Annotated in this window: 24 protein-coding genes; 12 read left to right on the top strand and 12 right to left on the bottom strand. The window is 65.6% G+C overall.

Annotated elements, in window-relative coordinates; genetic code table 11:
- Nucleotides 1-90: 90 nt before the first annotated feature.
- The 3 genes from PXJ20_RS13750 to polA all read right to left on the bottom strand — a co-directional run bounded on the left by PXJ20_RS13750 (nucleotide 91) and on the right by polA (nucleotide 5,422).
- Nucleotides 91-963: a dienelactone hydrolase family protein gene (locus PXJ20_RS13750; RefSeq protein WP_017773301.1), complete on the bottom strand. Its 873-nt coding sequence runs from the start codon at nucleotides 961-963 to the stop codon at nucleotides 91-93.
- A 187-nt stretch (nucleotides 964-1,150) separates the two neighbouring features.
- The gene (locus PXJ20_RS13745) at nucleotides 1,151-2,509 is read right to left on the bottom strand and encodes an NAD(P)/FAD-dependent oxidoreductase (RefSeq protein WP_126879267.1); all 1,359 of its coding nucleotides are present in this window, start codon (nucleotides 2,507-2,509) and stop codon (nucleotides 1,151-1,153) included.
- Between the two features lie 171 nt (nucleotides 2,510-2,680).
- The gene (gene polA, locus PXJ20_RS13740; protein WP_421031420.1) at nucleotides 2,681-5,422 is read right to left on the bottom strand and encodes a DNA polymerase I; all 2,742 of its coding nucleotides are present in this window, start codon (nucleotides 5,420-5,422) and stop codon (nucleotides 2,681-2,683) included.
- A 1-nt stretch (nucleotide 5,423) separates the two neighbouring features.
- Here polA and PXJ20_RS13735 point away from each other — a divergent pair, with 1 nt between their 5' ends.
- Nucleotides 5,424-6,170: a TIGR00730 family Rossman fold protein gene (locus tag PXJ20_RS13735; RefSeq protein ID WP_017773298.1), complete on the top strand. Its 747-nt coding sequence runs from the start codon at nucleotides 5,424-5,426 to the stop codon at nucleotides 6,168-6,170.
- A gap of 3 nt (nucleotides 6,171-6,173) precedes the next feature.
- On the opposite strand, the gene PXJ20_RS13730 is transcribed toward PXJ20_RS13735, so the two are convergent.
- A complete protein-coding gene (locus PXJ20_RS13730) occupies nucleotides 6,174-7,067 on the bottom strand; it encodes a transcriptional regulator GcvA (RefSeq protein ID WP_421031421.1) in 894 nt (297 codons plus the stop codon).
- Between the two features lie 98 nt (nucleotides 7,068-7,165).
- Between PXJ20_RS13730 and PXJ20_RS13725 the strand changes: the two genes are divergently transcribed.
- Together PXJ20_RS13725 and PXJ20_RS13720 are read left to right on the top strand one after the other, a co-directional pair.
- Nucleotides 7,166-7,801, top strand: coding sequence for a chromate transporter (locus PXJ20_RS13725; protein WP_421031422.1), 636 nt, complete (start codon nucleotides 7,166-7,168; stop codon nucleotides 7,799-7,801).
- The gene (locus PXJ20_RS13720) at nucleotides 7,798-8,328 is read left to right on the top strand and encodes a chromate transporter (RefSeq protein ID WP_126879270.1); all 531 of its coding nucleotides are present in this window, start codon (nucleotides 7,798-7,800) and stop codon (nucleotides 8,326-8,328) included. The genes PXJ20_RS13725 and PXJ20_RS13720 overlap by 4 nt, the downstream gene beginning before the upstream one ends.
- A gap of 79 nt (nucleotides 8,329-8,407) precedes the next feature.
- Here PXJ20_RS13720 and PXJ20_RS13715 read toward each other — a convergent pair whose 3' ends face one another.
- Nucleotides 8,408-9,934: an AMP nucleosidase gene (locus tag PXJ20_RS13715; RefSeq protein WP_413215868.1), complete on the bottom strand. Its 1,527-nt coding sequence runs from the start codon at nucleotides 9,932-9,934 to the stop codon at nucleotides 8,408-8,410.
- Nucleotides 9,935-10,153: 219 nt separating this feature from the next.
- Between PXJ20_RS13715 and PXJ20_RS13710 the strand changes: the two genes are divergently transcribed.
- From PXJ20_RS13710 to PXJ20_RS13700, 3 genes are all read left to right on the top strand, one after another.
- A complete protein-coding gene (locus tag PXJ20_RS13710) occupies nucleotides 10,154-10,567 on the top strand; it encodes a hypothetical protein (protein WP_017773293.1) in 414 nt (137 codons plus the stop codon).
- 156 nt (nucleotides 10,568-10,723) lie between these two features.
- A complete protein-coding gene (locus PXJ20_RS13705) occupies nucleotides 10,724-11,719 on the top strand; it encodes a homoserine kinase (protein ID WP_413213966.1) in 996 nt (331 codons plus the stop codon).
- Nucleotides 11,710-12,513, top strand: coding sequence for a BPSS1780 family membrane protein (locus tag PXJ20_RS13700; RefSeq protein WP_277599102.1), 804 nt, complete (start codon nucleotides 11,710-11,712; stop codon nucleotides 12,511-12,513). The genes PXJ20_RS13705 and PXJ20_RS13700 overlap by 10 nt, the downstream gene beginning before the upstream one ends.
- A 60-nt stretch (nucleotides 12,514-12,573) precedes the next feature.
- On the opposite strand, the gene PXJ20_RS13695 is transcribed toward PXJ20_RS13700, so the two are convergent.
- The gene (locus tag PXJ20_RS13695; protein ID WP_017773290.1) at nucleotides 12,574-12,750 is read right to left on the bottom strand and encodes a DUF3563 family protein; all 177 of its coding nucleotides are present in this window, start codon (nucleotides 12,748-12,750) and stop codon (nucleotides 12,574-12,576) included.
- A 113-nt stretch (nucleotides 12,751-12,863) separates the two neighbouring features.
- The gene (locus PXJ20_RS13690) at nucleotides 12,864-14,042 is read right to left on the bottom strand and encodes a PHB depolymerase family esterase (RefSeq protein WP_421031423.1); all 1,179 of its coding nucleotides are present in this window, start codon (nucleotides 14,040-14,042) and stop codon (nucleotides 12,864-12,866) included.
- 312 nt (nucleotides 14,043-14,354) lie between these two features.
- Between PXJ20_RS13690 and PXJ20_RS13685 the strand changes: the two genes are divergently transcribed.
- Entirely contained in the window at nucleotides 14,355-15,056 is a 702-nt protein-coding gene (locus PXJ20_RS13685; RefSeq protein ID WP_017773288.1) for a phosphatase PAP2 family protein, read from the top strand.
- A 140-nt stretch (nucleotides 15,057-15,196) separates the two neighbouring features.
- Here the strand turns inward: PXJ20_RS13685 and PXJ20_RS13680 are convergent, their stop codons facing one another.
- Both PXJ20_RS13680 and PXJ20_RS13675 read right to left on the bottom strand, forming a co-directional pair.
- Nucleotides 15,197-16,063: a TOBE domain-containing protein gene (locus PXJ20_RS13680; RefSeq protein ID WP_421031424.1), complete on the bottom strand. Its 867-nt coding sequence runs from the start codon at nucleotides 16,061-16,063 to the stop codon at nucleotides 15,197-15,199.
- A gap of 113 nt (nucleotides 16,064-16,176) precedes the next feature.
- On the bottom strand, nucleotides 16,177-17,838 hold the full coding sequence (locus PXJ20_RS13675) for a CHAD domain-containing protein (RefSeq protein WP_421031425.1): 1,662 nt from the start codon (nucleotides 17,836-17,838) through the stop codon (nucleotides 16,177-16,179).
- Nucleotides 17,839-18,294: 456 nt separating this feature from the next.
- Here PXJ20_RS13675 and PXJ20_RS13670 point away from each other — a divergent pair, with 456 nt between their 5' ends.
- Together PXJ20_RS13670 and PXJ20_RS13665 are read left to right on the top strand one after the other, a co-directional pair.
- The gene (locus PXJ20_RS13670) at nucleotides 18,295-19,851 is read left to right on the top strand and encodes an alkaline phosphatase family protein (RefSeq protein ID WP_421031426.1); all 1,557 of its coding nucleotides are present in this window, start codon (nucleotides 18,295-18,297) and stop codon (nucleotides 19,849-19,851) included.
- Nucleotides 19,852-20,153: 302 nt separating this feature from the next.
- The gene (locus tag PXJ20_RS13665) at nucleotides 20,154-20,948 is read left to right on the top strand and encodes an SDR family NAD(P)-dependent oxidoreductase (RefSeq protein ID WP_017773284.1); all 795 of its coding nucleotides are present in this window, start codon (nucleotides 20,154-20,156) and stop codon (nucleotides 20,946-20,948) included.
- Nucleotides 20,949-21,117: 169 nt separating this feature from the next.
- Here the strand turns inward: PXJ20_RS13665 and PXJ20_RS13660 are convergent, their stop codons facing one another.
- A complete protein-coding gene (locus PXJ20_RS13660; RefSeq protein WP_126879277.1) occupies nucleotides 21,118-21,501 on the bottom strand; it encodes a tautomerase family protein in 384 nt (127 codons plus the stop codon).
- 97 nt (nucleotides 21,502-21,598) lie between these two features.
- On the opposite strand from PXJ20_RS13660, the gene PXJ20_RS13655 reads away from it, so the two are divergent.
- The gene (locus PXJ20_RS13655) at nucleotides 21,599-22,477 is read left to right on the top strand and encodes a LysR substrate-binding domain-containing protein (RefSeq protein ID WP_421031427.1); all 879 of its coding nucleotides are present in this window, start codon (nucleotides 21,599-21,601) and stop codon (nucleotides 22,475-22,477) included.
- An 87-nt stretch (nucleotides 22,478-22,564) separates the two neighbouring features.
- Here PXJ20_RS13655 and PXJ20_RS13650 read toward each other — a convergent pair whose 3' ends face one another.
- Nucleotides 22,565-23,095, bottom strand: a complete 531-nt coding sequence (locus tag PXJ20_RS13650; protein WP_421031428.1) for a hypothetical protein — start codon at nucleotides 23,093-23,095, stop codon at nucleotides 22,565-22,567.
- Nucleotides 23,096-23,283: 188 nt separating this feature from the next.
- On the opposite strand from PXJ20_RS13650, the gene PXJ20_RS13645 reads away from it, so the two are divergent.
- Together PXJ20_RS13645 and PXJ20_RS13640 are read left to right on the top strand one after the other, a co-directional pair.
- The gene (locus PXJ20_RS13645) at nucleotides 23,284-23,721 is read left to right on the top strand and encodes an MbcA/ParS/Xre antitoxin family protein (protein WP_026121139.1); all 438 of its coding nucleotides are present in this window, start codon (nucleotides 23,284-23,286) and stop codon (nucleotides 23,719-23,721) included.
- Entirely contained in the window at nucleotides 23,718-24,425 is a 708-nt protein-coding gene (locus PXJ20_RS13640; protein WP_421031429.1) for an RES family NAD+ phosphorylase, read from the top strand. Before PXJ20_RS13645 ends, PXJ20_RS13640 begins: the two co-directional genes overlap by 4 nt.
- A gap of 77 nt (nucleotides 24,426-24,502) precedes the next feature.
- On the opposite strand, the gene PXJ20_RS13635 is transcribed toward PXJ20_RS13640, so the two are convergent.
- Nucleotides 24,503-25,240, bottom strand: coding sequence for a metallophosphoesterase (locus PXJ20_RS13635; protein ID WP_421031430.1), 738 nt, complete (start codon nucleotides 25,238-25,240; stop codon nucleotides 24,503-24,505).
- Nucleotides 25,241-25,254: the final 14 nt, after the last annotated feature.

The following is a 25,254-nucleotide window of genomic DNA, read 5'->3' as shown; positions in this document are numbered from 1 at the left end:
GAACGCTTTTAGAAGCAGCCGCGGCGCCAACACGAGCCCGCGGCCGCCCTTCTCGATGCGCGAATCGCAGCCTCGCGCATCGGAACCGCCTCAAGCCACGCCGTGTTCCTTGAACCAGGCGAGTGCGCGGCGCCAGCCGTCCTCGGCGTCGGCCTTGCGGTAGCTCGGCCGATAGTCTGCGAAGAACGCATGCCCCGCGTCGTCGTAGACCACGAACTGCGAGTCGCGCGCCGGCTGCGATGCATGGGCAAGCGCCTGCTTCATCTGCTCGATGGTGTCCTGCGGAATGCTCTGGTCCTGACGGCCGTAAAGCCCGAGCACCGGCACGCGCAAATCCGCGACGCGATCGATCGGATTGGCGGGCGTCATCGCGGTGTGGTCGCCCACGAGCCGCCCGTACCACGCCACGGCCGCCTTTAGCCGGGGATTGTGCTCGGCGTAGAGCCACGCAATCCGCCCGCCCCAGCAGAAACCCGTGAGCCCCAGCCGCTTCAGGTCGCCGCCATGTTCGCCGGCCCAGGCCACGGTCGCATCGAGGTCGGCCATGACCTGCTCGTCGGGCACCTTGCTGACAATGTGCTCGTCGAGTTGCTGGATGGTTGGGTACTTCGATGCATCGCCCTCGCGAACGTACAGGTCCGGCGCAATCGCCAGATAACCGAGCTTCGCGAATCGACGGCAGACGTCGGCGATGTGCTCGTGCACGCCGAAGATTTCGTGCACCACCACGATCACCGGCAAATGCGTCTTGCCTTTCGGCTGCGCGCGGTAGGCGGGCACGAGCGTGTCGCCCGAGTGAATGCCCACCTCGCCAGCTTCCAGCCCTTCGCTGTCGGTGTGGATGGTTTGTGCCGACACGGGCAACACGGCCGCTGCAAAGCCCGAGCCCAGTGCGGCCTTGATGAACGTGCGTCGATTGAACGGGACGTGGGGAACGAGGCTATCGACTTCAGGTTTCAGCATGCGGCGCTCCTTGGTGAGCCGCCCGGGAGAAGAGAGCGCTGGCTGCGAGGGCACGTGACACGAAGAGCCCGCTATCGAAACGCAGCAAGCAAGCACGGACGGAAATGGCGAACGTGTCGACCCTGAACCTCGGCCGCACACGCTCGCGCATTGTAGGCGCCTAACCCTGACGTCTGCAGAAAACCGCTCAGTGGAGCTTCACGCGCGGCAGCGTGGTGCGGTGCAGCCAGTGTGCGAAGGTGTCGAGCACCATCCGCGCATAGCCGTGCAGGGCCGCGATATGCAGCCGATACAGCGACATGTACATGAAGCGCGCAAAGAGCCCTTCGATCAGCATGTTGCCGCCGATCACCCCGCCCATCAAATTGCCGACCGCGCTGAAGTGGCCGAGCGAAACGAGCGAGCCGAAGTCGCGATAGGTGAATTCCGGCAGCGGCCGGCCTTCCAGCCGGTTGCCGAGCGCGCGCAGCAGAAAGCTGGCCTGCTGGTGTGCGGCCTGCGCGCGCGGCGGGACATTGCGTTCGTTGCCGGGCCAGGGACAGGCGGCGCAGTCGCCCATCGCGAAGACGTTGTCGTCGGTTTCGGTCTGCAGCGTGCGGCGCACCTGGATCTGCCCCAGCCTGTTGACGGACAGACCGTCCAGTTGCGCGAGCACGGGCGGCGCCGTGATGCCGGCGGCCCACACAGTCAGATCGGCGCGAATGGTCTTGCCGCTCGCGGTACGCACGAGGCCCTGCGCGACTTCCGTCACGCGCTCGCCCACCATGACCTTCACGCCCAGCTTCACGAGCAGCTCGGCCGTGGCCGACGACACGCGTTCCTGCAACGCGGGCAAGATACGCGGCCCCGACTCGATCAGCACGATGCCCACGTCGTGGCGCGGGTCGAGCTTGTGCAGACCGTAGGCCGAGAGCACCTGCGCCGTGTTGCGCAGTTCGGCGGACAGCTCGACGCCCGTCGCGCCGCCCCCGACGATCGCCACCTGAACCCGCGGCTCGTCAGACGGCGCGCCGCCGTCCGCGGGGTTGCTCTCCACCGGCTCGTGGACCTGATGCTCGGCGCGCATGCACGCCGCGATCAGACGCTTGCGGAAACGCTCGGCCTGCGGAACCGTGTCGAGGGCAATGGAGTGTTCCTGCGCGCCTTGCACGCCAAAGAAATGCGTCATGCTGCCGATGGCGATGACAAGCGTGTCGTATTCAAGCTCGCGCTTCGGCAGTAACTCGCCGCCATCATCGTCCTTCACCGCCGAGAGCGTGATGCGCTTCGCCGTGCGATCGAGGCCGCACAGCTCGCCCTGCTGAAACTCGAAGCCATGCCAGCGCGCCTGCGCCGCATAGGCCAGCTCCTGCGTGAACGGGTCCATGCTGCCCGCCGCCACCTCGTGCAGAAGCGGCTTCCAGATATGCGTGGGATAACGGTCCACGAGTGTCACGTGCGCGCGTGGCTCGCCCCGGTTCTTCTTCGTCGCGCCGTAGCGATCGCCAAGCCGCGTCGCCAGCTCCAGTCCTCCCGCTCCTCCACCCACGACGATGAACCGATGCATTCGACTCTCCAGGTTATTGACCGCGTTCGGGTACGGCAGCTACGCGGCGAGGCGCGCAGCCACACCGGACGATTGTCAGTGACGTCCTTGCATTGCAACAAGTCCTGAAAAAAGATGTGTGACATGCGCGCGACGCCGGGCTTGCGGCGCCGCTGCACGTCTGCAGCACGATCAGTGCGCTTCTTCCCAGTTGGCGCCCGCGCCCACTTCGGCCACGAGCGGCACCTTGAGTGCCGCCACGGAGCACATCAGCTCCGGCAAGCGCTTGCGCACGAGGTCGAGTTCGGCGTCCGGCACTTCGAGAATCAGTTCGTCGTGCACCTGCATGATCATCTTCGAGCCGACGCGCGACTCCTCGAGCCACTTCTGCACCGCGATCATCGACAGCTTGATGAGGTCTGCCGCCGTGCCCTGCATCGGCGCATTGATGGCCGCGCGCTCGGCGGCCTGGCGGCGCGGACCGTTGCCGCCGTTGATTTCGGGTAGCCACAGCCGGCGCCCGAACACGGTCTCGACGTAGCCGCGCGCCTTCGCGGCGGTACGCGTCTCGTCCATGTAGCGCGCGACGCCCGGGTAGCGGGCGAAATAACGGTCGATGTAAAGCTTCGCCGCGTCGCGCGTGATGCCGAGATTCGAGGCGAGACCAAACGAACTCATGCCGTAGATCAGGCCGAAGTTGATCACCTTCGCGATGCGCCGCTGGTCGGAACTCACTTCGAGCGGCGTCACGCCGAACACTTCGGACGCCGTGGCGCGGTGAATGTCCTCGCCCTGCGAGAACGCGCGCAGCAGCGACTCGTCGCCGGAAATGTGCGCCATGATGCGCAGCTCAATCTGCGAGTAGTCAGCCGATACGATCTTGTGGCCCGGCGGCGCGATGAAGGCCTCGCGAATACGGCGGCCCTCCGCGGTGCGCACGGGGATGTTCTGCAGGTTCGGATCGTTCGATGCAAGGCGCCCCGTTACGGCCACAGCCTGCGCGTAGTTGGTATGCACGCGGCCGGTGAGCGGATTCACCATGCGCGGCAGCTTGTCGGTGTAGGTGGACTTCAGCTTCGAGAGGCCGCGATGTTCGAGCAGCAGCTTCGGCAACGGATAATCTTCCGCCAGCTTCTGCAGCACTTCTTCGTCGGTGGAAGGCGCGCCGCTCGGCGTCTTCTTCACCACCGGCAATTGCAGCTTCTCGAAGAAGATCTGGCCGATCTGCTTGGGCGAGCCCAGGTTGAACTCGCCGCCCGCCAGCGCGTACGCATCGCGTTCGAGTTCGATGAGCCGTGTCGCGATCTCGTGGCTCTGCACGCGCAGCTTTTCCGCATCGATCAGCACGCCGTTGCGTTCCATCTTGCGCAGCACGCGCGACGTCGGCATCTCGATGTTGCGGTAGACGTGGTTGAGGCCGGCTTCGGGTTCGATCTGCGGATACAGCGCGCGATGAAGCTGCAGCGTGATGTCCGCGTCTTCGGCTGCGTATTCGGACGCCTTGTCCACCGGCACCTCGTCGAAGCCGATCTGCTGCGCGCCCTTGCCCGCCACTTCTTCGTACTTGATGGTCTTCACGCCGAGATGGCGCAGCGCGAGGCTGTCCATGTCGTGCGTGCGGTGCGATTCGAGCACGTAGGACTCGAGCAGCGTGTCGTGCTCGACGCCGTTCATTTCGATGCCGTAGCTTGCGAGCACCTGCTCGTCGTACTTCAGATGCTGGCCGAGTTTCTTCTTGTCCGCGCTCTCGAACCAGGGCTTGAGCTTTGCGAGCACTTCGTCGAGCGGCAACTGTTCAGGCGCATCCGGGCCGCGATGCGTGAGCGGCAGATACGCGGCATGACCGGGCTCCACCGAAAACGACATGCCCACCAGCTTCGCCGTCATCGCGTCGAGCGACGTGGTTTCCGTGTCGAACGCCGTGATTTCCGCGGTGTCGATCTTCGCGAGCCACGCGTCGAACTGTTCCCAGGTCAGGATGGTTTCGTAGTTGCGCTCGCCGTCCACGAGCGGCGCCGGCTCGTCGGTGGAACCGGGTTCTTCCACGGCCGCGGCCATTTCCACTTCGCGCAGCCACGTCTTGAAGCCGTGCCGCATGAAGAGATCGCGCAGCTCTTCGCGCGCTTCGGGCCGCGTGACGAGCGTGTTTTCGAACGACGCGACGTGCCCGTTGAGATCGCACGCGGTCTCCACCGTAACGAGCTTGCGCGCCATCGGCAGAAAGTCGAGCGCGCGGCGCAGATTGTCGCCTACCGCACCTTTTATTTCGTCCGCGTGTGCGACGATGTCGTCGAGCGTGCCGTATTGCGTGAGCCATTTGACCGCTGTTTTCGGGCCGCATTTCTCGACGCCGGGCACGTTGTCCACGGTGTCGCCCACGAGCGAGAGATAGTCGACGATGCGCTCGGGCGGCACGCCGAAACGTGCGATCACGCCGTCGCGATCGAGCGTTTCATTAGTCATCGTGTTGACGAGGGTGACATGATCCGTCACGAGCTGCGCCAGGTCCTTGTCTCCGGTGGAGACGACCACGTTCATGCCGTGGCGCTCGGCCTCGCGCGCGAGCGTGCCGATCACGTCGTCGGCTTCAACGCCATCGATCATCAGAAGCGGCCAGCCAAGTGCGCGCACGGCGACATGAATGGGCTCGATCTGCTTCGCAAGCGGCTCGGGCATCGGCGGCCGATGGGCCTTGTACTCCGGGTACCAGTCGTCGCGGAACGTCTTGCCCTTCGCGTCGAACACGCACGCGCTATACTCTGCCGTAACTTCCTTGCGCATACGGCGCAGCATGTTGATCATGCCGTAGAGCGCGCCAGTCGGTTCGCCGTCCGGGCCGCGCAAATCAGGCATCGCGTGGTAAGCCCGGTACAGATAACTCGAACCGTCGACCAATAGCAGGGTCTTACCTTCCAGATTTCGTTCTTCAGGCATTATGGACAAGAGAAAAGTGATTCCGAGTCTGCGTTCACTCGCAGATCAAGAGCGCGCCACGGCCAAGAAGGCCCGCGCGTCGTGGCAGATGTTCACGATTATGGCAGAGTTTATTGAGGCGACCGAGTACCTCTCGGAGATCCGCCCGGCTGTCAGCATCTATGGTTCGGCACGTCTGAAACCGGACTCGAAGTACTACCAGCTTGCAACGCAAATCGCGCGAAAACTCTCGGATGCGGGCTTCGCTGTTATCTCCGGTGGCGGCCCCGGCATCATGGAAGCGGCGAACAAAGGCGCACATGCGGGCAAGGCTCCTTCGGTAGGACTGAACATCGAGTTGCCGCACGAACAGTCGGGCAACCAGTGGCAGGACATCTCGCTGCGCTTTCGCCATTTCTTCACGCGCAAGGTCACGTTCGTGAAGAACTCCGACGCGGTGATCGTGATGCCTGGCGGTTTCGGCACGCTCGACGAACTCGCTGAAGTGCTCACGCTGATCCAGACGAAGAAATCGCGCCACGTGCCCATCATTCTGGTGGGCGGCGAATTCTGGACCGGCCTGCTCGAGTGGTTCCGCAGTTCGCTTCTGCCCATGGGTCTCATCAGCCCGGGCGACACGGACCTCATGCAGGTAATCGACGACCCGGACCAGGTGCTCGAAGCCGTGCTGTCGTTCTACGAAGACCGCGAAGAGACGGAGCCGCAGGCCGCCGCGAAGTCCGACGACGACCGCATGTTCTATCTATAAGCATCAGGCGGCGGGCGCAGCGCCTTTGGCCTGCGCCTCCAGCCAGCGGCAAAACTGTTCGACCAGCGGCGCGTTCGCCACCTCGCGCCGCGCCACCCACCAGTAGCCGCGCGCATCGATACTCGGTCCCGCGAACGGCGCCACGAGCCGGCCCGAGGCCAGTTCGTCGGCCACCAGCGGCAGCGGCCCGAGCGCGACGCCCAACCCGTCCACCGCCGCCTGCAACACCAGATAGAAGTGGTCGAACGACTGCTTCTTGCGGCACTTCACCTTCACACCCGCGGCCGCAAGCCATGTACGCCACGCGTCGGGCCGCGTATCCGAATGCAGCAGCACGTGTCGTGCAAGATCGTCCGGCGTGCGGATCGGCAGGCGCTGCACGAGCGCCGGGCTGCACATCGGAATTTCCATTTCATCGAGAAAGTGCGCGCTCGCGCAGTCGGGCCAATGCCCGGGGCCGCGCCTCACCGCGACGTCGAAGGCGTCGAGCGTCTCGACCGGCGCATTCGACGTGGAGAGCCGCAGCTCGACGTTCGGCACCATGCGCTGAAACTGGTTCAGACGCGGCAGCAGCCACTTCATCGCGAAGGTCGGCACCGCGTTAATACGAAGCACGTTCACGACGGCGGTGTCGCGCAACTGGTTGGTGGCGAGCGCGATGCTGTCGAAGGCGGCCTGCACCGTCGCGAGGTACCGGCGGCCATCGTCAGTGAGCCGCACGCGCTTGCCCACACGGTGGAACACCTGCACGCCGACCCACGCCTCGAACGCCGCCACCTGCCGGCTGATTGCACCGTGCGTCACATGAAGCTCGTCCGCTGCCGCCGTGAAGCTGTTGTGCCTTGCAGCCGCTTCAAAGGCGCGCAGCGCGGGAAATGGGGGAAGGTTACGGATCATGCTTGTGATTCTAAGTCACAAGCGGACGGCACAAAAATCGTTTTGCCTGACAACCGATCGGCGCTACCCTCGGGTCTTCTTACAAGATGGCACTGGTCATGGACGGCTCTTCTCCTTCGGACCGCGGCGACGCAAACGGCGCACCGCCGCACGCTCTGGCCCACACGCACGCCGCCGGCGACTCCACTACGGCGCCGTCGACGGTTGTTCCCACGGTGCGCGAAATATTCCTCGGCTTCCTGAGCCTCGGGTTCACCTCGTTCGGCGGCGCGCTACCGCTTGCGCGGCGCGCCATCGTGGAGCAGCGGCACTGGCTCAGCGCTTCGGAATTCACCGACCTGCTTGGCCTGTGCCAGTTTCTGCCCGGCGGCAACGTCATCAACCTTTCGGTTGCGCTGGGCATGCGCTTTCGCGGCCTGCGCGGTGCGCTTGCCGGTTTGCTCGGGCTGATCGCCGGGCCTTCGTTGGTGGTGGTCGGGCTCGGCGTGATTTACGAGCGCACGCAGAACGATCCGCATGTAAGACATCTGTTTGCCGGACTCGCAGCGGCAGCAGCCGGCCTGCTCATCGCGATGGCGGTCAAGATCCTGCTGCCGCTACGTCACGATCCGGCTGCGGCGACACTCGCGGCGCTCGGCTTCATCGCGATCGCGATCCTGCGCGTACCGCTGCTGCCCACCATGCTCGTGCTCACACCGCTCAGCATCTTCATTGCCTCGAGGGCCTCACGATGACCGACACGCTCGTTTCGCTCGCTATTATCTTCAGTCAGCTCTCGCTGCTTGCATTCGGCGGGGGCAATACGATCCTTCCGGAGATGCAGCGGCAAGTGGTCGATGTGCATCACTGGATGCCCGCCACCGAGTTCAGCGCCCTCTTCGCACTGGCTCAGGCCGCGCCGGGTCCCAACATGATGGTGGTGACGCTCGTGGGATGGCATGTGGCCGGGTGGTGGGGCATGCTCGTGAGTTCCGTGGCGAAGTTCGGACCGTCGTCGATCGTAACGATCCTCGCGCTTCACGCGTGGGAGCGATTCAAGGACCGCCCGTGGCGGCGCTTCGCGCAGAAGGGCCTGGTGCCGGTGACCGCGGGGCTCGTCACGGCCAGTGCGGTGCTCATCGCGCAGGCGTCGGACCTGGTGTGGGTTACATGGGGCATTACCGCTGTGTGCGCGGCTCTTGCGTTCAAGACGAAGATTCATCCGCTGTGGTTGCTCGGCGCGGGCAGCCTGATTGGGCTGACGGGGATCGGGCAGATGTAGCATACGCGACCCACCTTGCCGCGATGGCCGTGGGCGTTCATCGCGTGAGCCGCCCACGGCGGAATGTCGACAGCCCGGCTTACTGAAATGCCACTTCGGCGAAGCTCCGCAGCTTGCGACTGTGCAACCGATGCAGCCCGTTCGTGCGCAGCAGCTCCATCGCCTTCACGCCGATCTGCAGATGCTGGTCGACCTGCGCGCGATAGAACTGGTCTGCCATGCCAGGCAATTTCAGCTCGCCGTGCAGCGGCTTGTCCGAGACGCACAGCAGCGTGCCGTACGGCACACGGAAGCGGAAACCGTTGGCCGCAATCGTCGCACTTTCCATGTCGAGCGCAATCGCGCGGCTCTGCGACAGCCGCTGCACCGGCTCGCGATGATCGCGCAGTTCCCAGTTGCGGTTATCCACGCTCGCCACAGTGCCCGTGCGCATCACGCGCTTGAGTTCTGCGCCGTCGAGTTGCGTCACCTGCGCCACCGCACGCTCGAGCGCCACCTGCACTTCGGCCAGCGCGGGAATCGGCACCCAGAGCGGCAGGTCGTCGTCGAGCACGTGGTCTTCACGCACATAGCCGTGCGCCAGCACGTAGTCGCCCAGGCGCTGCGTGTTGCGCAGACCCGCGCAGTGCCCGAGCATGATCCACGCATGCGGGCGCAGCACGGCGATGTGATCGGTAATGGTCTTCGCGTTCGACGGCCCCACACCGATGTTGACCATCGTAATGCCGCTGCCATCCGCGCGCTTCAAGTGATAGGCCGGCATCTGCGGCTGCCGCGGCGGCGGCGCGCCTTCGTCGGCCTGTTCGTCGAGGTTCGCGTTGTACGTCACCACATCGCCGGGCTCGACGAACGACGTGTATTCGCAGCGGTATTCGCGCAATTCGGGGTCGTCGGTGTGCGCCATCATCGTGCGGCCCAGCTTCACGAACTCGTCGATATAGAACTGGTAGTTCGTGTAGAGCACGTAGTTCTGGAAGTGCGTGGGCGACGTGGCCGTGTAGTGCTTGAGCCGATGCAGCGAAAAATCCACGCGCGGCGCCGTGAAGAGCGCGAGCGGCTGCGGCTCGCCGTGCGCAGGCTCGTACGTGCCGTTGACGATGCGGTCGTCGAGCAGCGCGAGGTCAGGCGTGTCGAACACGTTGCGCATGGCGAGCAGACGGTCGCGATCCAGGTCACCTTCCAGATGAATGCCTTCGGCAAAGGCGAAGTGGATCGGAATGGGATGCTCCGATACACCCACTTCGATCGCCACGTGATGGTTCTTCGAAAGCAGACGCAATTGCTCGCGATAGTAATTGCCGAACAGGTCGGGACGCGTCACCGTGGTTTCGAACACGCCCGGGCCCGCGACGAAGCCATACGAGCGGCGCGAATCGATCTGCGTGTTGACTTCGGTACGGATGCGCACGAACGGATAACAGGCGCGCACACGACGCTCGAAAGGCTCGTTACGGCGATAGCGGGCGAACGCATCGCGCAGGAACGCCGTGTTGGCTTCGTAGATGGCCGAGAGCCGGGCCACTGCTTCGGTGGCGTCTTCGAAGGCCTCGGTGGGATAGTCGTTTGCCGGTGTCATCAGCGTCGGCAGATTGAATTCCTTGTTCATCTTGATCGCCTCGAATAGTTCAAACGACATTACCACGGAACCCGGCGCGAAGAGCGCAGCGCGCGTGCGCGGCAGCACCATCGAGCGGCATGCCAAACAGGTTCTGCATGACCGGGCAGCCTCGCGGCGGACACGGCCAAAGCGGCGCAAAATAAGGCTGTAGCGCCCGTGGCGCGAGCCGGATTTGTTAGAATCGCCAAACTCGAACGGAGAAACACCATGAAGCCGCTCCTCCCTGCTGCCGTTGCGGCGATGCTTGCTATGTGCAGCGTTGCGATGGCCGCGCCCGCCGACGAAGCGCAGGCCAACGTCGACGCTCAATCCGCCCAGGCCGCTCCGCAGTCGGCCAACGAACGCGCGGGGCTGCCCGATCTCGCAGCCATCAACCGGCCGCCGGCAAACGTGACGTCGAAGGTGGACATCAACGTGCCGCGCAAGCCGAGCTTCCACGAAAAGGCGGGGAACGGCACGGAAATCACCGAATATCGCGACAAAGGCAAGCCGGTGGAAATCGACGTGCGTTCGAACTTCGGCACGCACTATCAGATGAGCGCGCCGCTCGATACGTCGCCCACCGTGCGCGACAACGGCCAGGCAAGCAAGCGTCTGCCGTCGGTAAGCCTGCATTACTGATCCACACCGCGGCAGCGCAGGGCACGCGCCCTTCGCTGCCGCAGACGCGCCGCCTGACGCGCGGTGCTCGCAATCACTCATTGCCCGTTTGTCCGATCTCACCGCCGCGCCCGTCAGGCACGGACGGTCCGACCAACCCGACCCGACGTTTCGCGCATGGCCGTTTTCACCGCTGTCACTGAACCCCAGCTCGCGCAATGGATGCGCGACTACGACCTTGGCGAGGTCGTCGATTTCCGCGGCATTCAATCTGGAATCGAGAACAGCAATTTCTTCCTCACGACCACGCGCGGCGAATACGTTCTCACGATCTTCGAAAAGCTCACGGCAGTGCAGCTGCCTTTCTATCTGGATCTGATGCGGCACCTCGCGAGACATCGCGTGCCCGTGCCCGATCCGATGCCGCGCGCCGACGGCTCGCTCTTCGGCATGCTCAACGGCAAGCCGGCCGCCATCGTGACGAAACTCGAAGGCTCGGCCGAACTGGCGCCTCGTGAAGAGCACTGCATCGAGGTGGGTCAGATGCTCGCGCGCATGCATCTGGCCGGCCGCGATTTTTCGCGTGTGCAGCCGAATCTGCGCAGCCTGCCCTGGTGGCGCGAGACGGTGCCCGCCGTGCTGCCGTTCGTCACCGACGCACAGCGCGAACTGCTTACTACGGAACTCGCGCACCAGGAAGCGTTCTTCGCCTCGGCCGACTATGCGGCGATGCCGGGCGGCCCGTGCCATTGCGACCTGTTCCGCGACAACGTGCTGTTCGCGCACGCCGACCCGTCGACCGGTCACGAAGTGCGGCTGGGCGGGTTCTTCGATTTCTATTTCGCCGGCTGCGACAAGTGGTTGTTCGACGTGGCGGTCACGGTGAACGACTGGTGCGTCGACATCGCCACGGGCAAGCTGGACCTGGCGCGCGTGGAAGCGATGCTGCGCGCGTATCAGACCGTGCGTCCGTTCACGACCGAAGAAAACCATCACTGGGACGACATGCTGCGTGCGGGTGCATACCGGTTCTGGGTGTCGCGCCTGTACGACTTCCATCTGCCGCGCGCGGCAGAGCTTCTCAAGCCACACGACCCGGCACAGTTCGAGCGCATTCTGCGCGAACGCCTCGTCGGCTCCGCACTTCCTGGCATTCATACCTCATGCAACTGATTGAAGTTCCCGCGAAGGCCGGCTATGTCTGGTTCCGGCAGGGAATCTGGCTGTTCCGCAGAAATCCGCTCGCGTTCCTGACGCTGTTCTTTGCCTATTTGCTGGCGATGACGCTGATTTCGGCCATTCCCCTGGTGGGCAATGTGCTGCCGCTCATCTTCATTCCGGGCGTGGCAGTGGGATTCATGGCGGCGTGCCGCGACACGATCGCGGGCAAGCCGGTCTTCCCCACCATCTTGATTGACGGGTTCCGCTCGTATGGCGCCGTCGTGGCGCGGCGGCTGATCCTGCTCGGGGTGCTCTATGCGGTGGCGATGGCGCTGGTGCTCGCCGGGTCGGCGCTCGCCGACGGCGGCGCGCTGCTCAAGCTCATGACGGTAGGCGGTTCGACGGAGCCGGACAGCATCGCGAACAACGACGTGCTGCTCGCCATGATGGCGGCATTCGCGCTCTACATCCCCGTGGCCATGCTGTTCTGGTTCTCGCCGATATTGATTGCCTGGCACGACGTGCCGCCCATCAAGGCGATGTTTTTCAGCGTGGTGAGTTGCTGGCGCAATCGCGGCGCCTTCGTGGTGTACGCAGCGCTGTGGTTCGCCGTATCGATCACGGTATCGCTGGCGCTTTCGGCGCTGACACAAGCGCTCGGCACGGGCGAATACGGACTCGCTTTCGTTATGCCGGCGCTCATCGTCGTGACGACGATGCTCTATTGCTCGTTTTATGCGACGTATCGCGGGTGCTTCGGCGTACAGGAGCCAAAGACACCGGATCTGCCTGCGGCGGGGAAGTAGCCCGCAGGCAAGTAGACATCCGGCGGCCCGATGCAGGCCGCCACCGCGCCCACCCGCTTCTTAGTGCTGATTCATCCACGCCGGCTGACGGGTGCGCGACTCGCGATCCAGCTTGCGCATACGGAACTCGAGGTCGTACAGGTCGGTGGCTTCCGCCAGATACGCGTCGTTGCGTTCCTTGGCGCGTTCATCGGCGGACTTCGTGAGGAAGAGGAAAAGGCGGCTCAGAAGATACATGGTAACCTCGACGGTGTAAGGGTTAACACCTAAGTACAAACCCGATTATACGGGAAAACCCTGAGAGCTGCCACCGAATCATTATTCTGATGCTGCTGCGCAACATGCACTGATCAGAGTCTTGCCGCCGCGCTGCGGTCCGCGGTTTCTGCCGGTGCCGCCCGGCGTTGCAGGCGGAAAAAGTCCCAGATCAGGGCGCTGGCATCGGGCCCTTTTGAAGAGTGAAACGGCACGCTGTCGTCGCCGCCGCTCCAGGCGTGTCCAAGGCTGCCGATCCGGTAGACGCTCACCACCCGTCGCCCCGCTTGCAGGTAGTCGCGCACCACCACGTCAGCCCGGCGCTCCTCGCGCAACTGGCCGTCGCGACCTGAGCCACGCGCGTCCACCAGGCCGTTCAGGCGCAAGAACTGGACGGCCAGTTGTTCCGCGTTCACAGGCGCGACGACAGGATCGTCGTCGCCCTGCAGAATGATGGCCGGCATGCCAGGGTACGCGGATACGTCGACGGCTTTGTCCACCAGCGCCACAGGGTCGTGACGGGAGCCGCGCCGCATGACGTCCATCGCCGTAATGCCGGAATGCGCTTCGCCGAACATGGGCCCCGAATGCAGCGCCACGGCCGCGAACCGTTGCGGGTAGTGCGCCGCGAGCAGCGTAGCCAGCCCGGCGCCCGCCGACAAACCCGCCACGTAGACACGCTCACGGTCGAACCCGTGCTGCTCCACCAGCGACTCCACGAGCGAATCCACGGCGCGCGCCTCCGCGAGGCCCGTATGTTCGCTCGTGTCGTACCAGTGCCAGCACCGATGGGCATGCGCGTGCTTCGATTGCTCGGGGTACAGCACGGCGAACCCGTACCGGTCGGCGAGAAGGTTCATGCGCGAACCCTCGGCGAATTCGTCGATGGACTGCTTGCAGCCATGGAGCATCACGACCACCGGCATCTGCGTCGTCGGGCGGTCGGCCGGAAGGTAGAGACCGTAGGACAGGTGATTCACGAGCCGGCCGGCCGGAACAGGCGCCGAATGGAAGGAACGGGTCCAGTGCCCGGTCGCCCACGCGGCTGCGCGGGGACGCACGCGCGACTCCCTTGCCGGCGGCGTGCCGCGCGTGGCGGGCTTGCGCGCCTTCACGGTGGGCTTGGCGGCCGGTTTCGTCGTGGCTCTTGTCGGCGTTGCAGCACGCGCCGGCCGCAACCCCGCGCGTTTCGTCGTCTTGCGAATGTGTTCGCTCTGGATGGCCAGCAGGCGCTTCAAGCCGCCCAGCCAGATCTTCGTAAAGCTTTTGGTCATCGGGGACCTCGTAAAAGGGACCGATCTGTCGCTTCCCGCTGCGTCGTTCGCGAGCGGAAGGCGACATGTTGTGCGTTGCACAATAACACCATTCCGGGTCTGTCGCTGACGTCGAATATGCCTGCCGGATTGCGCTTCGCTCCTCTCGTCGCGCGACTCACCGCGCCCGACTTGCCGCACGGCCGCCGGCCCCCTCCCGCGGGCGGCGGCTATACTGGAGCTTATGCATTTAACGTGTTGTCGTCGGATGAAGCGGCTTACGCGTTATTCAAGTGATGAACCTGCCCTGAACGCGCCCGGTCGCCCGATGTCATGCCAGAGTTGCCTTCCCACCTGTGGTACCTGATCACCAGCTTCGGCGGCGCCGGCCTGACGCTGCCGCTGGCGCTCGCCATTGCGCTGTGGCTGGCGTTCGGGTACTCGTGGCGCCTTGCGGCGGGTTGGCTAGTGCTGCTCGGGATTGCCGTCGGCATCGTCACGGTGACGAAGATCGCCTTTCTGGGTTGGGGTGTCGGCATTCGTGAGCTCGACTTCACTGGCGTAAGCGGGCACGCAATGCTCTCTACGGCCGTCTATCCAGTCGCTTTTTTCCTCGTGCTATTGCGGGCGCGGCCCCCGGTACGAATACTCGGCATTGTGGCCGGCATCGCGGCCGGCGCTGCAGTGGGGCTCTCGCGGGTCGCGCTGGAGGCGCATTCGCCATCCGAAGCCGTGACGGGCTGCTTCGTCGGGGCTCTGACGGCGCTCGCGTTCATCCGATGGGCGTGGCATGCGCAGCCTGGGCGGCTGTCGGCGTCCGCGGTGACGATCAGCCTCGCCATCCTCGCTTTCACGCTGCATGACGTGCGCGTGCCGACCCAGCGCTGGGTCACGCACATTGCGCTCAAGGTGTCCGGCCACGAGCGTCCGTTCGTCCGCGCCAAATGGAAAGCCGGACGCTACGACCGCCCTCCTGCCGCCCCGGTCTCGCAGACTAGCAACACGCTTTCGCCGCGGCCCTCCGAAGCGGTCTAACCTGCGACCGCGCCCCACGTCGCGCGCCGCAGGTCGCATTTCCAACACCCAAGCGACGGACGGTGCTCAGCGCAGCGCCTGATCGAGCAGCCCCCAGCCCGGCCGCCTTTCCCAGACGCCTGCGCCGCGACCGCTGCGTCTCAATCGCTCACGCCGAGAATCACGCTCGACGCCTTGAACGCCGCAATCGCCTTCACACCGTCGTTAAGGCCGAGCGCATCCACGCTCTCGTTCGTAACGATTGCCGTCACCACCGGGCCGCCGTCGAGCTGAAGCGCGACCTCCGAGTTCACCGCGCCGCGCTTGACGCCGCTCACCGTGCCGCGCAGCTGGTTGCGCGCCGAGAGCTTGACGGGCTTGCCGTCGTCCACGAGCAGCATCACCCACGAGGCCTTGATGAGCGCAAACGCCTGCGCCCCAGGAGCCAGGCCCAGCGTTTCGCTGCTCTCGTGCGTCAACACGGCCACGATGGTCTGCCCGCCCGGCAGCTCGAGTGCCACTTCGTCGTTCACAGCTCCGCGTGTTATCGCCGAGACCTTGCCGTACAGCTGATTGCGTGCGCTCGTCTTCATGCCGATTCTCCCAATGAGTTGCCAGTCGTCTGCAAAATTTTCGATTGCCTCGCCCGCGCGTTCGAGAAACCGCCGGTGCTCCCGCTCCACCGCGCGAAACGTGGCGATCAGCTTGAGTGCGCGCGGCGTGAGTGTCGTGCCGCCACCGCCCTTGCCGCCCGTTGCCCGTTCGACGAGCGCCTCGCCCGCCAGGTTGTTCATGGCGTCGATGGCATCCCACGCGGCCTTGTAGCTCATGCCCACCGCTTTGGCCGCGCCCGTGATGGAGCCCGTCTCGCCAATCGCCGCGAGCAGCGCGATGCGCGACGCGCCGCCGAGCGTGTGCTCGCCGGCCTGAAACCATACGGAGCCGCCGAGTTCGAGCGGCTCGCGCAACGCACGGGCGGAGCGCGAGGAACGGGACGAGCGGGCAGGACGGGCGGTACGCGAAGTCATCGGCGCAAGGCAAAGAGGGGGGGAAACGCGGCGGGACGAACAACGTCCATGACGTGGACGCCGGCCGATTATAGCCACGCACCACACGACCAGCCGCGACCGCGCAACGGCGCTCACCCGTCGCCGCCTACGATCTTCGGCGCATCGAGGTCGCGCAGCAGCCGCTCGCCTTCTCGCGCCGTGTAACGCTTGACCGCCTCGCACCAGCCGCGCGCAAAGCCCTGCTGATACGCGTCGACGTTAAGTTCATCCAGATAACCGAGCGCCACCGCGGCGTCGTTGCCGTCCCCCAGCACGCTCTGGATGCGCGAGAGCGTCTTCGCCACCTCCACGCGCGTCTTGCGCGACAAGATGGACTCGAAGAACTCCAGCGCGTACCGCAGACGCTTGGCCTCGATGCGCACGCTATGGCGCGCCTTCTCGTCGATGGTCGTGAGTTTCGGCGTCTCGACGAGCCGGCGATACGGTTTGCGGATGCGCTTCTTCGCATGCTTCGCGAGCGACTGCCGCGCGGCATTGGGCGGCGTCTCGCGCGAGAGCAGCGCTGTCTGCCATTCGAGCCACGCGAGCGCGAGGTTCGCGTAACGCCGCGACGCCATGGCTTCCTGCACCTTCGCGCGCGCGGCGAGGCGCTGGACGTCGGCGGCCTCGCGCGTGGCTGCCCAGCGCGCAGCGTCGGTGTCCGCGTTCGCCAGCGCCGGCAGCGTCGAATCGACGAACACGTCGCGGTCGCGCGCGTTGCCCAGCAGCTTGCCAAGCCACTTCAGGTCGGGTTCGATGCGGTCGGCCCACGCTTCGTCAGCCCAACCCTTGAAGAGGCGCATGGCCGTGCGCAAGCGCCGTTGCGCGACTCGCATCTGATGGACGAACTCGGTATCCGCGGCGTCGCGCACGCCGGTTTCGTTGCCGAACCAATGCTCGGCGACATTGCGTCCGATGATGGCGAGCGCCTCGCGCTGGGTACGTGCTCCCGACAGATCGACCCCGCCCGCACGCACCGCCGTGAGCGCCGCGCCCACGCGATTACGGCATGTGCGGTCCGCGTAATCCGTCAGTTGCACGAAAGCGGGCAGCGCCGCGAGCGCGTCGCGTGCGGTCGCGAAAAGCGCCTGCCACGCGGCGGCGGGCACGGCCCCGCCCGGCCCGCTTCCAGGATCATCGGGCAAGGCAATCGAGAGACGCAGTTCATGAAGGCAGGGCTCGGCGCGATCCGGTGGCCCCATATCGGCATCGAGCGTCACGTCGATCACGACGCCATCCGGGCGCGGCCACATCCAGCGCGTGCGGGCAAATGCGAGCGTTGCGGCGGGTTGCAGCTCGCCCGCCATGGCGAGCGCTTCGCGAAACGCGGCGGGAGCGTCGTCGAAAGAAATGGCCGCGAGGCCGGCCGGGCGGTGGGCTCCATCAGACGGCGCCGCATCAGACGATGCATCACCCGGCGCATCGATCGCCACATCGAATACCGCCGAGCGGATCATGACGCCCGGCGAAAACGGCTCGAAATGCCAAACGGTGGCGCGCTGCGCATCTGCTGACGCTTCGATCGCCACCCGCCAGCCCGCATGGACCAGCGCGCTGCCGTTATCGAAACAGACGCTTTCGATGCGGGCGACAGAATCGCCGTCGGCACGCTCGAGCTGCGGCAGCGCTTCGCCCAGCAATTGAACGAATGCCGGTGCCTTCCCGCGTCGGCGGCTGCCGTCCTTCTTTTGACCGGCCCAATCACGGACCGCCGGTACAGCGATATCCAGCACGATCTCGATAAAACGAGCCATGAATATTCACCGGTAAGAAATGCGGCGCGCCCTGCCCGCGTGGCCGCCCGCCTCGGCAAGAACGCCACCGTTCATGTTACACAAGCCGACAGCCGGACAGAAAAACGACGCGCGAGGCAACGTGCGCCTTATGAGCGCACGACCGCATAAGGTGTGCGTAGGGTGGGGCGCAGGACGCAGGCACCCCCCGGCACCGCAGACCGCGCGCAACGGACAAGGCACAATGCCGCACTGGCGCCATGTTCGACGCCGCGCTCGTTTGAAAGCGCGCGGGCGCCATTCGTTCCTGTGTGCGTGAACTGCGTCACGCGCACGACGCCTCGCGAAACAACTTTGCAGTCTGCGTAGAAGGCAGTCCGTCCGAGACGATGCCCGCGACGACTCTGTCCGGCTCGTCCCGTCCCCCTGTCCAACTCGCGCCGTCCCTTGCGCCGCGCGCCAGCCTGGGAGCCCTACATGGCAACGCTGTCCGATATCCGGCATATCGTCGTGCTGATGCTCGAAAACCGTTCGTTCGATAACGTGCTGGGCTACCTCTATACCGACGGACGCGACTTCAACGGCCTCGCCCACGCGCCCGGCACCGCCAACCCGGAGCCGGGCAACACGCCCATCGCGCCGTGGACAGCACCGGGCGACCCCGCCGCGATGTCGCTGCCCGCGCCAGACCCCGGCGAATCGTTCGTCGACATCACGCAGCAGCTTTACGGCAACGCTGCGGCCAGCGGTGTTGCGCCCATGAACGGCTTCGCCGCGAATTACGTGGCGCACGGCGGCAAGGCGCGCGACATCATGCATTGCTTCAGTCCGCAGGACTTGCCGGCGCTCACCACGCTCGCCAGAAGCTACGCGGTCTCCGACATGTGGTTCGCTTCCGCGCCGTGCCAGACGTGGCCGAACCGCTTCTTCGTCCACACGGGCACGGCGAACGGCTACGAGAACAACGACCTTGCCGGCTTCCCGTTTCCCATGCAGAGCATCTTCAACGAGTTGCAGGGCGCGCAGCAGAAGTGGCGCATCTACTTTCACGACTTCTCGCAAGCCGCGCTGTTGCAACGGCTGTGGCCGTACTTCACGAACTTTCGTCCGTTCGACGAGTTCCTGGAAGACGTCAATTCGAACGACATGCCCGCGTACTCGTTTCTCGAACCGCGCTACTTTCCTGGCCTCGACATGCCGTGCGACATGCATCCGCCGCACAACGTGGCCTACGGCGATGCGCTGGTGGCGCAGGTGTACAACGCGGTGCGCAACTCGCCGAACTGGGCCTCGACGATGCTCGTCATCACCTTCGACGAACACGGCGGCTGCTACGACCACGTGCCGCCGCCCGCCGCGGTATGCCCCGAAGCGCCGCGCCCGGGTCAGGTGTTCGGGTTCGACCGCTACGGCGTGCGCGTGCCTGCCGTGATCGTGTCGCCGTACACGAAGCCGCAAACCATCCTGCGCTCAGCAGGCCCGCAGCCGTTCGATCACACGTCCATCATCCGCACCGTGCGCGCGTGCTTCGGCTTGCAGAATCCGCTGTCGGCACGCGAAGCCTCGGCGCCTGACCTGAGCGCGGCGCTGAACGACTCGCTCGACGTCAACCGCGCGCCTGCGACTTTGCCGGTCACGACGCCCGCATCCGCCGCGAACGACCTGCAGGCCGCGCAAACCGCGCAGCCGACCGGCCTGCAGAAGCTGTTTCACCAGATCGCGGAAAAACTCGATGCGCTGACGAAGCCCGACGTTTCCGTCGAGCAGCATCTGCAAACCGCAGTCCAGCAGACGGCGGCGCAACCGCCGTTCAATCCCGCGCAGTTCCCCGCCATCAACGCGGAGCAAGCCGGCGCCTACGCGCGAGGCGTGATGCAGGCGCTCGCGGCGGGCGGGGCGACGACGTCAAATAGCGCGAGCGGCACGGCTGGCACGGCGGGGACAACCGGCACACCAGTCACGACACCGCCAGGCATCGCGCCGTCACGCCCCAACGGCGCGGGGCAACAGGACCCGTACGTCGGCGGTAGTTGAGCGGCAAGCACGCCTGCGGGCAAGCGCCCACCGGTCCTGGACGCGAAAGCCTCCTCGCGAAAGCCGCGAACGAAAAGGCGCAAACCAACGCCGTCCATACCGCCACGCGGCCACGCGGTCACGGGACCATGCGCCGCCGCGCGGCGCTGCCGCTCTCGCATGCCGCCGTGCCAGGCCACCCTGAGCGCGTGCTCCGCCATCTTTCTCTATCATCGTCGCGATGCCCCAACAGCGGCGGGGAGCGTCACCAGCGTGAACGGGCTCCGAGCCATGCCTCGCCGCGCCAACCGAGGAACTGCACGATGAACATCGATCTTTCCGGCAAGACCGCCATAGTCAGCGCATCCACCGCGGGCATCGGGCTCGCGATCGCTACGGGACTCGCGGAATCGGGCGCCGAAACCGTCATCAACGGACGCACCCAGGAATCCGTGGATCGCGCCATCGAAACCATCCGCAAAGCCGTGCCGCAGGCGAAGCTGCGTGCTTTCGCCGGCGATCTCGGCACGCAAGCCGGCGCGGATGCGCTCGCGAAAGCCGTGCCCTCCGCCGATATCCTCGTGAACAATCTTGGCGTCTTCGGCCCGGGCGACATCTTCAGCACCGAAGACAGCGATTGGGAGCGCTACTTCCAGTACAACGTGATGTCCGGCGTGCGGCTCACGCGTCAGTATCTGAAGGGCATGGTGGATCGTCGCTGGGGGCGCGTGGTGTTCATCTCGTCGGAATCGGGGCTCAACATTCCGCCCGACATGCTGGCCTACGGCTTCAGCAAAACAGCGCAGCTCAGCATTGCGCGCGGCATCGCGAAGACCGTGGCAGGCAGCGGCGTGACGGTGAATTCGGTGCTGCCCGGTCCGACGCTCTCGGACGGCCTGCGCGCGATGGTGGCCGATACCGCGAAGAAGGAGGGCAAGAGCGTGGAGCAGGTGGCCAACGAATTCGTGCTCGCGCATCGCGGCAGCACGCTGCTCAAGCGCGTGGCCACCACCGAGGAGGTCGCCAACATGGTGGTGTACGTCTGCTCGCCGCAGGCGTCCGCCACGACCGGCGCGGCGCTGCGCGTGGACGGCGGCGTGGTGGACACGATCGCCTGAGGTGGCCTGAAACCACCTGAGCGGCCATTCAGTTTCACACCAGACGCCTCCACGGCAAACGATCCACGATCGAACGGCGGACGGCGCACGCGCGCCGTCCGCCCCGCCGGGCTCATCCGCGCAGGCCTCGTCCACATCACAGCAGACCGTAAACGAGCCCGCGCCCACATCACGTCGCGTACTGCGCGATCCCGTTACCGAACGACCAGTTCTCCTTCAGCACCTCGACGAGGTTGATGAACACGTCCTCGCGCCGCACGCCTGGGTCGTTCGCCAGGTTCTCCACGATCTGCGCGTAGAGCGCCTTCTTCTGCGCCTCGTTCCGCGAATTGGTGACCGTGAGCTGGATCAGCACCAGATCGTCAGTGCGGTCGATGCCGAGATAGTGCTTGCCGTAAAAGAAGCTGCCCTCGTCATGCTCGGTAATCGACATGAAGATGTCGTCTTCCGGCACGTTGAAGGTGGCGACAAGCGCGCGCTGGACGCCCTGCGCCAGCGCCTTGCGATAAGGCGCCGGCTTGCCGGCGCGAATGGCGATGCGGGTGAACGGCATGATGGCCTCCTGTTGAAAGATCGGACGCTTCCCAGCTTAGGGGCGCGCATCCATAATGAACAGGCATTGCTGCCTATTTCATCCATTTTCAACAGAAATGAAAGTTCTCGATCTCGATGCCGTGCGTGCCTTCGTGCTGGTGGCCGACCTGCGTAGCTTCACGCGCGCCGCCGATGCGCTCGACACCACGCAATCCGCTGTGAGTCTCAAGCTCAAACGGCTCGAGCGGCATCTCGGCAAGCAATTGCTGGAGCGCACGCCGCGTGTGGTGAAGCTGTCGCCTGAAGGCGGCACGTTCCTCGCCGCCGCGCGCGACCTGCTTTCGGCGCACGAGCGGGCGCTGGGGTCGCTCGCTATCGAGCGGCGCAAGCTCACGCTGGGTCTTTCCGAACACGTCGCGGACGCCAACCTGCCGCATCTGCTCGCCCGGCTGAACACGCACGACCCGGGGCTCGTGCTGGAACTGCATATGGGCATGTCGGCGGGGTTGCTGGCGCGATTCGACGAGCGGCAACTGGACGCGGTCATCGTCCGTTACGAGCGCGATGAACCGCCACGCGACGACGCCGAGCCGCTATTCACGGAACCGATCGTCTGGCTCAGCGCGCCGGACTGGGCGCCGCGACCGGACGCGCCGCTGCCGCTCGCGCTGCTCACGGCGCCGTGCTCGGTGCGGGCCGCGGCACTGCGCGCGCTGGACGGCGCGGGCGTGCCGTGGACCGAGACCTTCATTGGTGGAGGCGTGACCGCCATCGGCGCGGCCGTGGCGGCGGGGCTCGCCATCTCACCGCTGGCACGGCGCGTGGCGCCACGCGGCCTGGTGGACGTCGGGGCCCGGCTCGGCCTGCCCGCCCTGCCGGATTCGCAGGTCACGCTGCATTCGCGGGTGCGCGACGAGCGGTCGATCGAAACGCTCAGGCTGATTGCGAACGGGCTACAGAATGGGCTGCAAGGCGGTTCGTCGCTTGGGCGCTAGTCAGGTAATCAACGCGTTTGACCGCTTGAGGGCCGCCGGAAACGCGTCGTAACGCGCCCACGCGGTGACCCGGACCTCGGCTGGACTTCAGCTCAGGATAGGCGGCAGCTCACGCGTCTGCGGCTTGCCGGCGCCCTGTGCGTGGCTGGGCCGCGTCTGCATCACGAGTTTCGGCTTTCCGTGAGGAGCATGCTGCGCGTCCCGTTTAGCGCTGGTGCGCGCGGTTTTGCTCGCTGCGCGATGCCCGTGGGGCGCGACGGAGGCGTGCCTCGACGCCGACCTCGTCTGCCCCAGAGCACGGAGACGACCGGCGTGTTTCTCGACATGCGACCCGCGCCCGTGCGCTGCGTGCGCAACCTGCGCCGCATGCGCATGCACGCCCGTATGCACCTTCACACGCACCTTCACATGCCGCTGCGACACTGCCCGGCGACGCGCCGCGACAGGCCGCACCTGCGCCTCGTGCCGACCTTGCCCCGCGCGCGCGGATTGCGCCTCCTGCGGATTCCAGGTCTCGATATAGCGCGGCGAAGCCGCCGCCCAAACGTTGCTCGTGCCGCTCGCCCATACCGCCACGGCAATCGATGCCGCTACCACTGCTACTGCCGCCTTCACCACGCCTCCCGTTCCTTCCGATACCAACGCATACACACGCATACACACGCACACCAACCGCCATCACCCAAACGGCCGAATACCCATTTCGATGCCGGGCCGCGGATTATACCGAATATCTCTTTGCAACAATCCACAGGTGGACTATTATGCAAATACAGTTCAATTCAGGACTCTCCCGGAACTTCATCATGTCCAGAGCCGCTCATGTCACGCGTTCGGACCCGCCACCCGCTCGTGCCGGAACGCAGCCCTCGCTGACGGAAATGTCGGCGGCGGGCCTGCGCGCGTTTTTCAACATGGCCCGCGACTGGGATCTGTCCGCCGACGAGCAGATCGTCCTGCTCGGCTCGCCCGGTCGCTCCACCTTCTTCAAGTGGAAAGCGTCGCCGCAAACGGCACGGCTGGGCCGCGACACACTGGAACGTCTTTCGCTGCTGCTCGGCATCTACAAAGCCTTGCAGATCCTGTTGCCGCAGCCCTCCGCCGCGGACGCCTGGGTCAAGCGCCCCAACAGCGCCCCTCCGTTCGGCGGCCGGCGCGCGCTGGACCGCATGCTGGCCGGCAACGTGAGCGACCTCGTCGCCGTACGCGAATATCTCGATGCAATGCGAGGCGGATGGGCGTGACGGCACCGAACTGGCAAGACCGCTGGCCGGTTGCGTTGCTCGACTGGTCGCCCGCGTATCGCGTGATTCCCACGCGCTTTCCCGCCGTGAACCTGTTCGACCGCGTGGCCTCGCCCGAAGACTTCGAGGCGCTCTATGCGCTCGAAGCCATGACGAACGACCGCCTGCGCACCGAAATGGGCGAACTGGACCTGGTGCCGCGCGAGGAGCGTCGCTTCGGCCCCGGCTACGGGCCCATCATGGCGGCGTTCACGCATCTGAATCCGCTCGGCAGCCGGTTTTCCGACGGCAGCTACGGCGTGTTCTATTGCGCGAAACAGAAGGAAACGGCCATCGCTGAAACGCGCTATCACACGAGCCTGTTTCTGGCCGCTACCGCCGAGCCGCCCATGCGTCAGCAAATGCGGCTCTACACCGTGCTCGCACAAGGCCACGTCGTGGATCTGCGCAAGCACGAGGACGCAGGGCTCGACCCCGCCGTGCTCTCTCCGCACGACTACGCGGCCGGCCAGCAGCTGGGGCGAGCCGCGCGAGCGGCGGGCGCGCCGGGCATCGTGTATCCGTCGGTGCGGCATAGGGGTGGGGAATGCCTCGCCGCGTTACGCACCATGCTGCTGCGCGACTGTCATCACGCGGCGTATCTCGAATACAACTGGAACGGCAAGGCTGTGGACGTGGTGTTCGAACTGAACCAGGTGGGCTGAGAAAGCCAGAGGCCGCCGCGATTCGACCGAACCGCCTCAGGGCACACCTCGGCGCAGGCAGCCAGAACCACGAAGGCTCAAGGCAACGCCATTTCCGCCGCGCCTTCGGCGCGCGCCGCCTCGACAGTCACCGACCACCTATGCGCCGTGCGCGCCTGCACGACGGTGAGCTTGCCCCCAGGGCCGAAGGCGCCGGTATCGATGAACACCTGCGAGCCGATCTGATGGATCTGCCGCATCGGCGTGTGGCCGCAATACGTGAGCGAGAGCCCCGCCTGCCGATGCGATTCACCCATCGACATCGCGAGCTCGCGGCCCCATAGCAGATGCTGCCGGGCGTCGTCGTCGAAATTGCCGGCATCGAGTGTGGTGTCGTCGCCGAAGAACTCGGCGTGCAGCACGTTGAAACGGTCCGCGCCGCTGCCCACCACACGGGCGAGCGGCAAGGTGCGCAGCTTGCGCGCGTAGAGCTTGAGACGCCCCTCGGGCACCGTCGCGCCCCACGCGCCGCCAATGCCGTACCAGTAATGCCGCGGCAGGCGGCCCTCGGCGACGGCGCACAACGTGTCCTCGTGATTGCCGAGCACCGCGTAGAACCAGGGTTTGTCGAGCAGCGCAAGCGCTTCTTCCGACTGGGTGCCGCGATCCACCAGATCGCCCACCGAAAAGAGCCGGTCGCGCGCCGGGTCGAAGTCGATTTCGCGCAGCAGGAAGCGCAGCGCGTCCACACAGCCGTGCAGGTCGCCCACGACGAAGTCGCGGCCCGCGCGGTTGCGTTCGTGATGCTCGACGACAGGAACGAGGGTGGAGGTCATCTGCCAATGATAGT

Source organism: Paraburkholderia sp. A1RI_3L, from assembly GCF_048957895.1.
Taxonomy (GTDB): domain Bacteria; phylum Pseudomonadota; class Gammaproteobacteria; order Burkholderiales; family Burkholderiaceae; genus Paraburkholderia; species Paraburkholderia kururiensis.
The sequence above is the reverse complement of the archived record's forward strand: the minus strand, read 5'-3'. Positions and strand labels throughout refer to the sequence as shown.